The following is a 14,477-nucleotide window of genomic DNA, read 5'->3' as shown; positions in this document are numbered from 1 at the left end:
TGATCTTCGGTCCGACGCGCCGGACCAACGACAAACCAGCTCGTACCTACAGCGACATCAGAGCCCGTACGCGGACATCATCGAGATCGAGCGAGGAACGGCTCAGCCTTCCTCGGCGGTCCTGGACGCCGTCGCGCAGGCGCTCAGGATGAGCGAGGACGAGCGCGCCCATGCGTTCACCCTGGCCGGGCGGTACCAGCCGCACCGCTCGTCGCACGTGGCGCTCCTGCCCGCCATGCGCGATCTTCTCGGGCGGTTCGGCGATGATGTTCCCGCCTACGTCACCACGGATCTGCAGGTCGTTCTCGCACAGAACGACGCGGCAGCCGAACTGCACGGCCCCATTCCCGCGTCCTCGGAGTTGACCGACAGCTACGTCTATCGGTGGTTCACCGATCCGGTCGTGCGAGCACAGTTCGACGACGACTACCACGACGCAGAGGCGAACGCGCTCATCGCCGATCTGCGGATCGGCGTCGCCCGCCGCGGACCGAACGACCCCGACGCGGAGACACTGATCGGAGCGCTCACCACGCGGAGCCCGTGGTTCGCCCGGCTCTGGGCCCAGCAGGACGTCGCCATCCGACGGAACGAGACCAAGAGGTTGCACCACCCGGAGCGGGGACCGCTGGCCTACGACTGCTACGCATTGCTCAGTGAGGATGGGCAGCAGCGACTCATCTGGTACGCCCCCGTAGGGAGCGCCGAGACGGACGGCAACGGAGTTCCGCCCGCGCCGATGTGACGGACATCCCCTACTGTCGTTCGCCGGCTCGCCCATTCCTCGAAAGCGTAGGTATGACGGCACACCGGAGGCGGTGGACGCTCGTCCTCTGGTCGCCCGACCAGGACAGCGGCAGCAGGAACAGGCCGGTGAGTCCGAAGGTGCTCGGCTCTCGCCGGGCCTCGCCGCCGTGGCCTCAGCCCTGCGGCGGGCCGCAGAAGGACTGCACCGAGTCGGGCTGTCGGAGAGGGCGGCCGCGACGTCCGGTATACGCCCTCTCGACGCCTGACGTCGTGGGCCCTGGCAGTCGCCCCGGCCGTGGAGGACGACTCGGAGAAGGTTCACCTGCGCTGCATCGCCAGAGCCGAGGACCGGCCCGCCGAGACGCTCGCACTGTTCAGCCGGTTGGAGGCGATCCCTATTACGTTGGTCTCCTCCCGCTCGATGTCTTCGCGAGCTGGCCTCCGTCGTCGGACTCGACCAACTAGGTGGCCAGTCCCCCAGTTGTTCCTTGTCACTACGTCACAGGACCGGTCTTGAGCTGGGGAAACAGATGTGACAAGGGGAGTGACAACGGAGCGACTGTCACCCGTGGCCCCACTGTTCAAACGGATCGTCCCCGAATATGCCCCGAACTTGGCGCTGCGTTCGAAGCTGAACTGACATTCTTGGTGGTCATCGCCGCATCCGTGCCGTGGGCTCCCGCCCTCCGGAGCGAGAGCGCAGGTTCGAATTTTGCCGGGGCACGTCAACGCTCGACGGAGAACGAGGTCCCTCACCTGCTGACACAGGGCGAGGGGCCTCGTTCGTCGTGCCCGGGGCATCAGCGCCCGGTGCGGCCGTCGATGCGCTCGCGGAGGATGTCGGCATGCCCGGCGTGGCGTCCGGTCTCCTCGATCATGTGCACGATCAGCCAGCGCCGCGACGGGGCCGACCTCCGTCCCGCGGGCAGCGGCGCCGCCCGGTCCAGGTCGGACCAGGTGTCGATGACCGCGTCGGCGCGGGCGGTGGCCTCCCGGTAGGCGGCCACGACGTCCTCGGCGGTGTCCTCGTCGCGTGGCCGAAAGGTCGCGGGCCAGTCGCGGACGGCCTCGCCGAGGAAGTAGTGGCGTTCGACGTGCGTCAGGTGCGTGAGCAGGCCGAGCAGGCTGGTCCCCGAGGGGACGCCGGGCTCGCGGGCGGCGGGGTCCCCGACGCCGTCGGCCTTGGCGGCAACCGCGCCGCGGAGGTGGCCCAGGAACCCCGTCAGGACGCTCTTCTCGTCCGCGGCGTCGCGCGGGAGGGCGGTGTCGTGGTGTCGGGGCACGGTCAGCTCCGGTGGGTGCGGGCGTCGCCGGCGCGGCGCAGGGCCAGGACGGTGTCGACGACGGTGGCGGTACGGCCGTCGGGGCCGCTCGCGAGGCGCGTGGGCTCGTCGGCGCGCTCGACGGTCCACCCGTCGGGGTCGAGACCAAGCCCGGCGGCGATCTCCGCGGCGCTGGGGTGGCGGGTGCCGGGGTCCTGGTTCCACGACCAGGGTGCGACGGACCCGTGGTCGACGACGAGGAGCAGCCCGTCCGGGCGCAGCGCGTGGGCGGCGGTCCGCAGCACCGCGTCGCGGTCCAGCGTGAACGGGGTGTGCAGGTACTGGGCCGAGACCAGGTCGAACGTCCCGTCCGGGAACGTCGTCGCGAGGTCGTGGCGCTCGGCGCGGATCCGCGCGGCGAGCCCGTGGGCGCGGGCGCGGCGCCCAAGCCCGTCGACGGCGGCGTCGGAGATGTCCACCGCCGTGACGTGCCAGCCCCGTCGGGCGAGCCAGATCGTGTCGCCCCCGGCGCCGCATCCGAGGTCGAGCGCCGTTCCCGGTGCCAGCGGACCGGCGACCTCGGCGAGCAGGGGGTTGGCGCGGGTCTCTGCCCCGTCGCGGCGGCGGTACAGCTCGTCCCAGAAGGTCTCGGGATCGGACGCGGTCGGCATGGGGTCCATCGGTGGTTCCTCCGGAAGGGGTCGGTGTGCGGTCGGACGGGTGGCCGTCACGACAGGAAGGCGAGCAGCTCGGCGAGGACGAACCCCGGGTTCTCCTCGGGCAGCCAGTGCCCGCTGCCGGGCACCTCCACCGCGCGGACCAGGTTCGGCAGGCGCGACTCGACGGACGGTCTCGTCGACTCCAGCAGCCCCTGCGCGGTCATCAGCATCGTCGGCGTCGGGACGGGGGCGGCCGCGGTGTTGTCGCGCTCGTCCCGGTCGAGCGCCCGGTAGAGCTCGAAGCCGCCGCTCAGGACATGGGGTCGGCTGTAGGTCCGGGTGAACTCGTCGATCTCCCGCTCGTCGAACGGCGGCGCCGTGCGGCTGCCGCCGAAGCTCTCCCCGTCGAGCGCGACCTGGGCGTAGAACAGGCTCAGGTACTCGCGCACGTCGTCGGCGACGACGGCCTCGGGCACGACCCGCTTGGTGTGGAAGGCGATGTGCCAGCTGAACGTGCGGTACCTCGCGGCACTGAGCACGGGCCCCGGCAGCGGGTAGTCGAGGTGGGCGTAGCGCAGGACCTCGTCCGGGTACTGGGCCGCGTACCGGAACCCGACCCCGGCGCCCAGGTCGTGCCCGACGACGCGGACCTCGCGCAACCCCAGGTGACCCGCGACCAGTCCGTGCACGTACTGGGCGAGGGTGGCCTTGTCGTAGCCGGTGGGGACACCCTCGCTGTCCCCGAGTCCCGGCAGGTCGACCGCGTAGACGGTGTGGTGCTCGGCGAGGGCGGGCATGATCGGCCACCACGCGTACCAGGACTGCGGCCAGCCGTGCAGGAGCACCACGGGCGGGCCGGTCCCGCCGGCGACGTAGTGCATCCGGACCCCGTCGACGTCGGCGAACCCGTGCCGGAACGTCCCGTCGAACTCGGGGTCGTCCCGGGTGGCGGCGTCGAACCCGGTCGCGCCGGGCGGCACCGGTGCCGGGCCGGCGTCCGGGACGCCGCCGGTCCCGCAGCCGCCCGCGAGGACCAGCACGGTGAGGGCGACGACCACGCCATGACGTCGTGGGCCCTGCCCACCGCCCCTGCCGCGGAGGACTGTTCGGAGGAGGTTCACCTCCGCAGCATCGGCGCCCGCCTACCCGAGCTGCAAGAAATCTTGCGAATCGGCAATCCAGCGGCGTGGCCGACACCCGCCACGAGGTACGCGCCGCGGGTCACGACCCTGTGCGACGACAGCCCCGGGTCAGTGGACCCAGCCGCCGGTCGAGCACCTCTGGGCACAGCAGCCGGGCCGGACAGCGCTCACACGGCCTCTCCGTCGAGGACGGCCAGGGGCCCGATGACCCGCAAATCGGTCCGCCCCGGCGGGAGGTGGACGCCGCACCGGGCCAGCGCGGCGGTGACGACGGGGCGCAGCGCACGCAGCCCGCCGTCGGCGATCTTCACGGCGACTGAGGTGCCGTCGGGCAGCGCGGCGACGGTGACGGCCTCGAAGCCGTCCTTGGCGAGCAGCCCCGGCACGGCACGCATCAGCGCGGTGACCGGACGCCGGGACCCGCCGACGAGCTCGGGGTGCCGACGCATCCCGGCCGCGACCAGGCCGTCCGGGGTCTCCGGGTCGGCCGTCACGAGCCGGGCCAGCGCGCCGGCCAGCCCCCGCAGCGAGATGGCGAACAGCGGTGCGCCGCAGCCGTCGACGGCGGTCCTGGCGACCGCGGCACCGGTGAGGTCCTCGACGGTCTCCCGGATCGCCGTCTGCAACGGGTGCCGCGGGTCCAGGTAGCCCTCGGTCGGCCAGTCGCGCAGCACACAGGTCCGCAGCATCGCGGCGTGCTTGCCGGAGCAGTTCTGCGCCAGCTGCGACGCGGACCGGCCCGCGGCGAGCCAGGCGTCCCGCTCCTCGGGGTCGTAGGGCAGGTCGGCGGGGTTGCGCAGCGCGTCGACGCCGATCGGGCCGAGCAGCGCCCGGACGGCGCCGAGGTGGGCCTGCTCACCGGAGTGGCTCGCGGCGGCGATCGCGAACCCGGCGGGCCCCGGCCGCAGCCCGAGCCGGGCCATCGCCGCGGCCTGCAGCGGCTTCGCCGTCGAACGGGGGTAGAACGCGACGTCCGGGTCCCCCGCGGCGAACAGCGTCGAACCGTCCGGGGCGAGGACCACGACCGAGCCGTGGTGCACCCCCTCGACCATGCCGTCACGCAGCAGGTGCACCAGTGGTTCGTGGGCCGGTACCCCGATCCTGGGTGGGGCGGTCAGCTGGGTCATTCCGTGTCGTCCTCTCCGTCCGGGGTGCCGTGGCCCGTGGTCCGTGTGGCCCCGCTCATCGGCTCGCCGCCCTCGCGGACGATCCCGGCCAGCGTCCGTTCGACGTGGTCCAGGTGGGCGGTCATCTCGGCGACGGCGCGCTCCTCGGAGCGCTCCGCGATCGCGGCGACGATCCGCCGGTGCTCGGCGTTGGACTGCTCGCGCCGGTCGCCCAGCTTGTTGAGGAACGACGACTGCGCGGCCAGCGCCTCCCGGATCTCCTCGATGACCTTGGTGAACGCCGGGTTCCGCGAGGCCCGCGCGATCGTGATGTGGAACAGCGAGTCCAGCGCGACCCAGGTGGCGTCGTCGGTCTCGGCGTCCATCCGCCCGACCAGGTGCCACAGCTCGTCGAGGTCGGCGTCCTCGTGCCGCAGGGCGGCGTAGCCCGCGACCGGGATCTCGACGTGCCGGCGGACCTCGACGAGGTCACGGGCGCTGTAGGCGCCGAAGGTCGGGTCGTCGGTCGGTCCGGTCGCGACGACGAAGGTGCCCCGCCCGGTGCGCGACTCGGTCAGCCCCAGTGCCTGCAGACCCCGGAGCGCCTCGCGGACCACGGACCGGCTGACCTCGAACTCCGCGCTCAGCGCCGCCTCGGCGGGCAGCTTGTCGCCGACCTGGTACTCGCCCCGCTCGATGGTGGCGCGCAGGTGGGACAGCACGGCCTCCATCGCGCTGACGCGACGGGGACCGTACTGTCCGGCTGTCCGGCTGTCTGACAGGTTCACGATGCACGAGGGTGCTGGGCCGGGGCGGCCGCTGTCAAGGGACCGGGAGCGACCGGGTCAGCCGGTCTCCTCGGCCAGCGCGACGAGGATGCCGCCCGGTCCCCGCACGTAGGCGAGCACGTGCGCCCCGCCGAACGGCACCACGTCGCCGACCGGCACGGCGCCGTGCCCGCGCAGCCGGGCGAGCGTCTCCGCCACGTCGGTCACCGCGAACATGATCCGCCGGATGCCCGGCACGTTCACCGCGGCGTCCGGATCCCCGGCCGGTGACGACGGCGAGCCGAACCGCATGAGCTCCAGCCGGCCGTGGCCGTCCGGCGTCCGCACGACGGCCATGTCGCACCGCACGCCGTCCAGCCCGACGAGCCGGTCCACGTCCGGACCCTCCACCGTCGCCCGACCCTCCAGCTCCAGGCCGAGCGCGCCGAAGAACGCGACCGCCTCGTCGAGGTCGGTGACGACGACACCGACGTTGTCCAGCCGCAGCACGCTCATGACGTCCTCCCGATCGCGCGGCCCCGTGGCCGCGTCCGTCCCGGGGACGGAGCCGGTCCCCCGTTCTCGACACGACTCAGTCGAGGATCTCGACCAGACCGCTTCCGCCGTCCACCCGGACCCGCCGGCCGTCGGGGATCAGCCGGGTCGCGTGCTCCACCCCCACCACCGCGGGCAGACCGTACTCGCGGGCGACGACGGCACCGTGGGTCATCCGCCCACCGACCTCGGTGACCAGCCCGGCGATCGTCACGAACGCCGGTGACCAGCTGGGATCGGTGTAGGCGGTGACCAGCACGTCCCCGGGTTCGAGTGCGGCGCCGGACAGGTCGGCGACGACGCGGGCGCGGCCCTCGACCGTCCCGGCCGACACCGCGAGCCCGGCGAGCGCTCCGGGCGGCACGTCGTCGCGGTGGTAGGAACCCTGGAGGCACTCGCTGTCCGAGGTGAGCACCCGCGGCGGGGTCAGCGTCTCGTGCACGGCGAACTCCGCCCGCCGGGTGCGCACCAGCGCGAGGTCGGCGTGCCCGGTCCGCGAGACCTGCTCCAGCTCGTCGAACCGCAGGTAGTAGGCGTCGGTGCGGTCGTCGAGCACCCCCGCGGCGACGAGCCGGTCGGCCTCGGCGAGCAGCGCGGCCCGGTAGATCGCGTAGCGGGAGACCATGCCGAACTTCGGGAACTCGCGGTAGCCGATGAAGGTCCGTAACCGTTCGATCATCAGCGCCGTCGCCGCGGCGCGGGCCTCGCCGTCGACGCCTGCACGCAGCCGGGCCAGCAGGTCGTCGCGGGTCGCCTCGGCCTGCCGGCGGCCCTCGTCGAACCGGCGACGCCCGGCGCCGGGCTCCTCGCCGTCGACGTGACCGAGGATCAACGGCACGAGCGCGGCCGGCCGCTCGTGCCACCGCGGCCGGGTGATGTCGATCTCGCCGACACAGCGGGCCCCGTAGGCGTCGAGCCAGCCGAGGATCGCGTCCCGGGCCACCGTGCCACCCTCGACCGACGGCAGCCGCTCCAGCACGTCGTCGCCGGCGCGGCGCAGCAGCGCCACTGCCTCCGGGTACGGGCGGATCGCGTCGGCGACGTCGAGCAGCGCGAGCCCCATCTGCGAGGTCACGTTGTCGGGCACCGACCGGGTCAGCACGTCCGACGGCCGTTCCCCCAGCCACTCGCCGACGTGCTCGTCGATCCAGTACGCCGCGTCCATCGCGGTCATGAACACCCGGGTGCTGCGCGGGTTGCTCAGCCGCGCGCGCAGCTCGGGGATGTCCTCGCGGATCGCGGTGAACAGCTCCGGCCCGACGCGGCCCCGGATCCGGTGGGCCGCCTCCGCCACCGAGGCCCTGCCCTCGGCCACCAGCTCGGCGACCGGTGCGGGGTCCGGGTCGAGCGGCTCCGTGGTCGGCGCACCGTGCACCGGCGCGGGCACAGCCGGGTCCGCGCCGAGCTCGACCACACCGCGGTCGAGCACGGTGCGCAGCGCGTCGGCCATCAGCGGGTCCGACCGGCCCATCACCGCGAGCAGGCCGGCACGTCCGGAGGGGGCGCCCAGGGCGTCGGTGACGTCGACGAACAACCGCCCGCCCGCCTCTGCCATCGGGCGCGGCGTCGTCATCTGCCACACCGACAGCCCGAGCGGGCGCATCGCGTCGGTCATCATCTGCTGGTAGCCGACCGACAGGTAGACGCGGAAGCGGTCGTCGTCGGTGTCGGGCACCGGGAACAACGTGGTGATCGGGCGGCTCTGGACGACCTGGAACCGGCCGCCGGACAGGCACCACTCGACGTCCTGCGGGCTCCCGAGCCCGGCCTCGATGGTCCGGCCGAGCCGGACCAGGGCCAGCACCTGGTCCTCGGTGAGCAGGGGCCCGCCGTCGGGGTCGAGCTGCTCGGTACGGGTACCGCCGCCCGGCGCCGGCCGCACCGCGACCGTCCGCGGTGCCGTCCGCGCGTCGACGACCTCGGCGGTCCCGCCGCTGTCGCGGACCGTCCACGCGTCCGCCGCGACCAGGCCGGACACCAGCGCCTCCCCCAGCCCGGGCACCGCCTCGACGACGCTCACGGTCCGGTCCGAGGTCACCGGGTCGGCGGTGAACAGCACCCCGGAGACGTCCGGGACCACCATCTCCTGCACCACCACCGCCATCGCGACGGCCCGGTGGTCCAGACCCCGGCTACGGCGGTAGGCCACGGCCCGGTCGGTGAACAGCGACGCCCAGCAGTCCCGCACCCGGTCGAGCACGGCGTCGGTGCCCACCACGTTGAGGTAGGAGTCCTACTGCCCGGCGAACGACGCCGTCGGCAGGTCCTCGGCGGTCGCGCTGGAGCGCACCGCCCACGCCGTCCCCGCCGGGGCCCGGCCGACGGCCGCGGTGACCGCCGCGGCGACGTCGTCGGGGACCGGCCGGGTGGCCACCAGACCGCGGATCTCGGCCGCGACCGCGGCGAGGCCGTCGTCGTCACCGATCGGGAGACCGGCCAGGCGGTCCAGCAACGCGTCGAACCCGGGCGCGCTCCCCACGACGGCCAAGTAGGCGTCGGTGGTCACGCACCAGCCGCTGGGAACCGCGACCCCCGCCGTCCGGGTCAGCTCCCCCAGATGCGCGGCCTTCCCCCCGACGAGGTCCACCCGGTCCCGGCCGACCTCGTCCCACTGCAGCACCCCGTGCACGTCCACCCCCGTGTCGCCACGACGCCGCAGGTCACGGCGCCGGGCGCAGAGTCTGGCGGGGCCCGGGGGTCTTGCCGCAAGTCCCCGGGTGCGTTATACGTTGACCATGGCGGGAGAAGCTCCCGCCGCAGTCATGCCCCGGCGGGCAGCACCAGCGACAGCAGCAGCACCATCACCAGCCCGACCACGCTCACCACGGTCTGCACGGCGGTGTGCGAGCGCGTCGCCTGCCCCACCGTCATCCCGAACGACTCCTTGACCAGCCAGAACCCGGCGTGGTTGACGTAGTTCAGACCGACCGACCCGGCACCGACGGCGACCACGGCCAACGCCACGTACCAGGGGCCCGCCCCGGCGAGCAGCGGCGCGACCACACCGGTGGCCGCGACGATGCCGACGGTGGCCGAGCCGGTGGAGGTGGACAGCAGCAGCGGACTGACCGGCAGCCCGGACGCGGCGGCACCGACGGCGTCGCTGATGCCGGAGTCCTTGAGGACCTGGTTGAACGCCCCGCCACCGCCGATGATGAGCAGGATCCCGGTCACCGACTTCACCGCCTCGGCGAGCGAGGTCCGCAGCTCCTCGGCCGGGCGACCGCGGAGCAGCCCGAGCGCGAACAATGCGTAGAGGAAACCGGCGAGCATCGCGACGATCGGCTGGCCGAGCAGGGTCGTGACCTGCCGGAACACGGCGCCGTCCGGCAGGGCGACCTCGGCCACCGTGCGGGCCAGCATCAGCACGACCGGCACCGCGACGGCGACGAGCGCGATCGGCAGCGGAACCGGGGCGGGCTCCCCCGCGCGGCGGCCGTCCGGCCCGACCCCGCCCCCGGCCCCGGTGCCGGTCTCGGTGAACTGCGCGACCAGCTCGGCGTCGGGACGGACCGGCAACCGCGGAGCCATGAGACGCGCGTAGAACGGCCCGCCCACCACGATCGCCGGGACCGCGCACAGCAGCCCGACGACGATGGTGCGCCCGAGGTCGGCACCCAGCCAGACGACGGCGATCAGCGGCCCGGGGTGCGGCGGCACCATTCCGTGCAGGGTCGCGAGCGTCGCGATCGCGGGGATCGCCACGCTCGCGTACGGCGACGGCGCGGCCCCCTCCAGCTCCAGGCGGCGCGCGACGCTGAACAACAAGGGCAGCAGCACGATCAGACCGACCTCGAAGAACATCGGCACGCCGATGACGAACGCGGCCGCGCACACCAGCCACGGGAGGCTGCGCGGAGTGGAGCGCGACACCACGGCGTCGGCGATCCGTCCGGTCGCGCCGGACTCGGCGAGCAGCCGCCCCAGCATGGTTCCCAGGGCCAGGGTGAGGCCGACGTCGCCGAGGATGTCCCCGGCGCCCGTCGTGATCGAGTCGACGATCGTGGCCGGGTCCTCGCCGCCCGCGAGCCCGACGCCGAGCGCCACCACCAGCAGGGCCACGAAGGGGCTGAACCGGACCCGCGAGTTGATCAGGACGATCAGCACGACGATCGCCGCCACGAGCACGAGGACGAGGTACCACCCGGACCAGTTCACGACGCAATGGTCGCGTCCGGCCCGGGTGGCCGCGCGCCCGGGTGGGTCGCTCGTGGACCGTCCGAACAGGTCAGTCGCAGGTGGAGTGCGTCGGCTGACCGTCGAAGCGGGCCTTCAGGAACGCCAGCGCGCTGGGCGACCCGGCGGGGTAGCCGCCGACGTGCCCGGGGGCGGGCGTCGGCTGGAACTCGACGTCGGCGCCCTGAGCGCACCACCGCTGCGCCAGCTCGCGGGACTGCTCGAACGGCACGATGTCGTCGGTGAGGCTGTGCACGATGAGCACCGGCGCCTCGGGCGTACGGCGTCCGATCAGCTGCTCGTCCACCCGGCTCGCGAAGGGCTCCTCGTCGAGGAACGCCGAGATCGGCCGGCCGTCGGCGGACAGGCTCTCCGAGCGCAGGCCCGGGTAGCGCAGCACGGAGTCCTGGGTGCACTGCTCACGCAGCTCGGCGACGACCTGACGGCCGCGGTCGTTGAGCAGGTCCTGCACCCCGAGGTCGGGGTAGGCGGCGTCGAACCCGGAGACGGCGTAGCCGAGCAGCGAGACGAAGGGGCCGCCGTCGAGCAGGCGGCCGGTGGCGCGCAGGTCCGCCGGGGGCGCGCCCGCGTAGGCGCCGACGAGGTTCAGCTCGGGGGCGTACTCCGGGGCCAGCTCGACCGCGGCGGCCGACGCCCCGCCGCCCTGGGAGTAGCCGTAGAGCGCGGTCGGGGCGTCCTCCGGCACGCCGACGCCGGCCCGCTGGGCCGCGCGCGCGACGTCGAGCAGGGCGTGCGCCTGGGCGGCCCGGTTGACGTAGGTGTGCTCGCCGGGCGTGCCCAGGCCCTCGTAGTCGGTGACGGCCACGGTGTAGCCGCTGCCCAGCAGCGCACTGATCGCCGGGGCCTCGTACTCGGTGCCGGCCTGCAGCTGCCGCGACGGCGCGCAGCGGTCGGCGAGTCCCTGGGTCCCCGCGGCGAAGCCGATGACCCGGGTCGGCCCGGGTGCCGGGACGAGCGGGGTCAGGACGATCCCGCTCACCGTGACCGGGCGGTCGTCGGTGTCGAGGCTGCGATAGAGGATCCGGGTCGCCGTCGCGGCGGGCACCGTCGGGGTGAGGACCCGCTCCGCGGACACGACGTCACCCGGATCCCCGTCGGCTCCCGGTCCGTCCGGCGAGGCCAGTGCCTGCGGCACCGCGACCACCGCCGCGACGACCGCCACCACCCCCGCCACCACCCCCGCCACGATCGTCGCACGCAGCCTCGTCCTCATGCACGTCCCCTCCGTAGATGATCTCCACTGGACTGAACGAGCATCCGGCGACCGAGGAACGGACGGCGGAGGTTGCGATCCGGCGACGACCGGCGGGTGATGCGTGCCGCGCACAGCAGCACACAACGGCACCCGGTGCCACAATCGGGGGTGGAGATCGAGTGGATGCGGGAGGTCGCCGTGGATCGTCGGGTGCGAGTGGCACGGGGAGCCCTACGCGGTGTGCTGGCCCTGCCGAAGCCGGTGAAGCGGGTGATCGCAGGCCCGCCCGTCCGCCGCGACGGCCAGCAGCTCGACCTCGACATCCAGCTGCTGCTGCGGTTGCTCACCCCGCGCCGGCCGCAGCCCGTCCCGCCGCCGGAGCAGATGCGGGCGGGCCAGTCGTTCGTCGACCGCGTCGTCGCCGGGGCCGCCGAGCCGGGGGTGCGCCGCGAGGACCGGACGGTCCCCGGCGCGGTCGCCGACCTGCGGGCACGGCTGTACGTGCCCCCGCCGGGACCGGACGTGCTCGACGGCGCACTGCTCGTCTACGTGCACGGCGGCGGTTTCGTCGCGGGCGACCTGGACACCCACGACGAGCTGTGCGCGACGCTGGCCGCCGAGTCCGGCGCCCGGGTGCTCTCGGTGGACTACCGGCTGGCGCCCGAGCACCCCTTCCCGGCCGCCGTCGACGACTGTCTGGCCGCCTTCGCGCACGTGACGGCGCACCCGGAGGAGTTCGGGGCGGCCCCGGGCCGGATCGCGGTCGGCGGGGACTCCGCCGGGGCGAGCCTGGCGCTCACGGTGGCCCGCGAGACCAGCCGCGACGGCGCCGACCCGGCCGGGCGACCGGTGTTCTGCCTGGCGTTCTTCCCCGTCACCGCGCTCGAGGGGCACACCCGCTCGCGCGAGCTGTTCGGCGACGGGTTCCTGCTCACCGGCGAGGCGATCGAGGCGATGGCCGGCTGGTACGTGCCCGAGGCGCTGCGCGACGACCCACGGCTGCGGATCGCCGAGGACGACCTGACCGGGATGCCACCGGCCTACGTCGCGACCGCCGGGTTCGACCCACTGCGCGACGAGGGCGAGCACCTGGTCGCCCGGATGCGGGAGGCGGGCGTCCCGGCCACGCTGCGCCGCCACCCGGACCTGGTGCACGGCTTCGCGACCTCGCTCGGGATCGGGACCCGGCCCCGGCAGGCGGTCGCCGAGGCGTCCGGCGCGCTCCGGACGGCGTTCGCGCTGCTCGCCTCCCCGGTCCCGGCGCCCGCACCGGATCCGAGTACGAGCAGCACCCCGTCCTGATCTCCGCAGGGCACCGTCGGTGACGTACCCGGACGGCCCGGACATGGGTCCGGCGCGTCACCGGGCCCGAGCGCGGGCTCCGGTGACGCGCCGGTGGCGCGGTGCGTCGCTCAGCTGCGGCGCTCGTCGCGGGGCAGGGCGTGCTGCGGGTCGTCGACCTCGATGCGCTCCTTGCGCACGGTGTCGGAGACCTTCTCGTCCTCGGTGACGGTGCGGGTGCCCAGGCGCACCTTCTCGACGGCCTCGGTGGTCTTGTCGACGACCGGGCGCTCGCGGTGCAGGGTCACCTCGTGCTCGGCCTCGCCCATGGCGCCCGGACGGGCCGTCGCCTCGGTGCCGTCGATCGGCTCGCGCTCGAGGCGGACCTCCTCGTGCGACACCGGGACGGTGACGGTCTGGTCCTCGGTCACCACGTACTTGCGCAGGGCGACGCGACCGGTCTCCTCGGTCTCGGTGCTGACGCGCAGGTTCTCCTCGTGCCGGACCATCGCGTCGTCACCGGTGCGGGCGGTGCGGTCGCGGTCGGTGCGGTCGGTGCGCTCACCGGTGGCGTGGCGGGCGTCGGCGCGACCCTGGCCGATGCCGTAGTGACGGTAGAGCTCGTCCTCCTCCGACCCGGTCAGGCGCTCGTCGGAGCGGCCCACGTGCGGGCAGTCCTTGACGGCCTGCTTCTCCACACCCAGCGCGACGTCGCGGTCGTGCACGTCGGCGTTCTGCAGCGGCACGAAGCTCTCCTTGGTGCCGAACAGCCCGGTGTTGACCGTGGCCCAGGTCGGCTCCCCGCTCCGCTCGTCCAGGTAGATCTGGCCGATCTTGCCGACCTTCTCGCCGTGGTTGTCGACGACCTGGCGACCGATGAGCTCCCGGGTCATGTCCTTCGTGATCATGCTGCTGTCCTCCGTGGCTCGGTGCGATTGCTGTCGAACACCGGTGGGGTCGGCCCGAAACGGCCCCGGCATGCGGCGGGGACCCCGTTCCCCGTCGTCCGTGTGACGTCCGTCATCCACCTGGCCCCACGGGATCGTCTGCGGGACAACGCTGGGTGCATCACGTTCCCGTCACGGGCGACCCCGGACGACATGTTTGGGACAGTATGTTCTGGACTTGATCTAGGTGTGATGTCCAGGGAGGTTGTCCCGTCCGGGGGCGGTGAGTCTGGCTGACAGACGAAGGCCTCCGGTTGTGAAGTGGAGCTGTCGAGGAACCGCTTCACCCACCGGAGGCCTTCGTGTCCCACGCTAACGCCGCCCTGACCCCGCGCGCCCGGCTGCGGCTCGCTCAACTCGTCGTCGAGCACGGCTGGACCCACACCGCGGCCGCGACAATGTTCATGGTCTCCGCGCGGACCGCCAAGAAGTGGTCCGACCGCTACCGGGCCGAGGGGCCGGCGGGGATGGCCGACCGCAGCTCACGGCCGAGGTCCTCACCGACGAAGACCCGTGTCGGTCTGGTGCGGCGAATCGTACGGCTGCGCTGGCGGCACCGGCTGGGCCCGGTCCAGATCGCCGGGCGCCTGGGCATGGCCGCCTCGACCGTGCACGCGGT

At 73.7% G+C, this 14,477-nt stretch carries 12 protein-coding genes and 1 pseudogene; 3 read left to right on the top strand and 10 right to left on the bottom strand.

The window, feature by feature from the left end; translation table 11 throughout:
- A partial coding sequence (locus FVA95_RS25200; protein ID WP_205015983.1) for a hypothetical protein occupies positions 1-745 on the top strand: 745 nt, incomplete at its 5' end.
- An 802-nt stretch (positions 746-1,547) separates the two neighbouring features.
- On the opposite strand, the gene FVA95_RS25195 is transcribed toward FVA95_RS25200, so the two are convergent.
- The 9 genes and pseudogenes from FVA95_RS25195 to FVA95_RS25155 all read right to left on the bottom strand — a co-directional run bounded on the left by FVA95_RS25195 (position 1,548) and on the right by FVA95_RS25155 (position 11,648).
- The gene (locus FVA95_RS25195; protein WP_205015982.1) at positions 1,548-2,030 is read right to left on the bottom strand and encodes a DinB family protein; all 483 of its coding nucleotides are present in this window, start codon (positions 2,028-2,030) and stop codon (positions 1,548-1,550) included.
- Between the two features lie 2 nt (positions 2,031-2,032).
- Entirely contained in the window at positions 2,033-2,689 is a 657-nt protein-coding gene (locus FVA95_RS25190) for a cyclopropane-fatty-acyl-phospholipid synthase family protein (RefSeq protein ID WP_370460883.1), read from the bottom strand.
- A 47-nt stretch (positions 2,690-2,736) separates the two neighbouring features.
- Positions 2,737-3,726 (bottom strand): alpha/beta fold hydrolase, encoded by a 990-nt coding sequence (locus tag FVA95_RS25185; RefSeq protein WP_240051723.1) that lies wholly within the window; start codon positions 3,724-3,726, stop codon positions 2,737-2,739.
- A 251-nt stretch (positions 3,727-3,977) separates the two neighbouring features.
- Complete coding sequence (locus FVA95_RS25180; protein WP_149666354.1) at positions 3,978-4,937, bottom strand: asparaginase; 960 nt, start codon at positions 4,935-4,937, stop codon at positions 3,978-3,980.
- Positions 4,934-5,647: a FadR/GntR family transcriptional regulator gene (locus tag FVA95_RS25175; protein WP_149666353.1), complete on the bottom strand. Its 714-nt coding sequence runs from the start codon at positions 5,645-5,647 to the stop codon at positions 4,934-4,936. The genes FVA95_RS25180 and FVA95_RS25175 overlap by 4 nt, the downstream gene beginning before the upstream one ends.
- Before the next feature lie 114 nt (positions 5,648-5,761).
- Positions 5,762-6,199, bottom strand: coding sequence for a VOC family protein (locus tag FVA95_RS25170; RefSeq protein ID WP_149666352.1), 438 nt, complete (start codon positions 6,197-6,199; stop codon positions 5,762-5,764).
- A 76-nt stretch (positions 6,200-6,275) separates the two neighbouring features.
- Positions 6,276-8,825: pseudogene (gene rph / locus FVA95_RS25165) on the bottom strand (rifamycin-inactivating phosphotransferase).
- 173 nt (positions 8,826-8,998) lie between these two features.
- The gene (locus FVA95_RS25160) at positions 8,999-10,396 is read right to left on the bottom strand and encodes a GntP family permease (protein ID WP_149666351.1); all 1,398 of its coding nucleotides are present in this window, start codon (positions 10,394-10,396) and stop codon (positions 8,999-9,001) included.
- A 70-nt stretch (positions 10,397-10,466) separates the two neighbouring features.
- Positions 10,467-11,648, bottom strand: a complete 1,182-nt coding sequence (locus tag FVA95_RS25155) for a lipase family protein (RefSeq protein WP_149666350.1) — start codon at positions 11,646-11,648, stop codon at positions 10,467-10,469.
- A 222-nt stretch (positions 11,649-11,870) separates the two neighbouring features.
- On the opposite strand from FVA95_RS25155, the gene FVA95_RS25150 reads away from it, so the two are divergent.
- The gene (locus FVA95_RS25150; RefSeq protein ID WP_205015981.1) at positions 11,871-12,932 is read left to right on the top strand and encodes an alpha/beta hydrolase; all 1,062 of its coding nucleotides are present in this window, start codon (positions 11,871-11,873) and stop codon (positions 12,930-12,932) included.
- Between the two features lie 110 nt (positions 12,933-13,042).
- Here the strand turns inward: FVA95_RS25150 and FVA95_RS25145 are convergent, their stop codons facing one another.
- Positions 13,043-13,819, bottom strand: coding sequence for a DUF2382 domain-containing protein (locus tag FVA95_RS25145; RefSeq protein WP_149666349.1), 777 nt, complete (start codon positions 13,817-13,819; stop codon positions 13,043-13,045).
- Positions 13,820-14,160: 341 nt separating this feature from the next.
- Between FVA95_RS25145 and FVA95_RS25140 the strand changes: the two genes are divergently transcribed.
- Positions 14,161-14,477, top strand: a 317-nt coding sequence (locus tag FVA95_RS25140; protein ID WP_149664620.1) for a leucine zipper domain-containing protein, incomplete at its 3' end; no start/stop codon positions are given.

Source organism: Pseudonocardia sp. EV170527-09, from assembly GCF_008369905.1.
In the GTDB taxonomy this organism is placed as follows: Bacteria; Actinomycetota; Actinomycetes; order Mycobacteriales; family Pseudonocardiaceae; genus Pseudonocardia.
Note: the sequence above shows the minus strand (reverse complement) of the source record. Positions and strands in the feature narration are given on the sequence as shown.

Bases quoted from the DNA above. Each gene is read 5' to 3' on its own strand.
- FVA95_RS25175 (WP_149666353.1), bottom strand. From the start codon at position 5,647: ATGGAGGCCGTGCTGTCCCACCTGCGCGCCACCATCGAGCGGGGCGAG.
- FVA95_RS25190 (WP_370460883.1), bottom strand. From the start codon at position 2,689: ATGGACCCCATGCCGACCGCGTCCGATCCCGAGACCTTCTGGGACGAG.
- FVA95_RS25155 (WP_149666350.1), bottom strand. From the start codon at position 11,648: ATGAGGACGAGGCTGCGTGCGACGATCGTGGCGGGGGTGGTGGCGGGG.
- FVA95_RS25170 (WP_149666352.1), bottom strand. From the start codon at position 6,199: ATGAGCGTGCTGCGGCTGGACAACGTCGGTGTCGTCGTCACCGACCTC.
- FVA95_RS25180 (WP_149666354.1), bottom strand. From the start codon at position 4,937: ATGACCCAGCTGACCGCCCCACCCAGGATCGGGGTACCGGCCCACGAA.
- FVA95_RS25145 (WP_149666349.1), bottom strand. From the start codon at position 13,819: ATGATCACGAAGGACATGACCCGGGAGCTCATCGGTCGCCAGGTCGTC.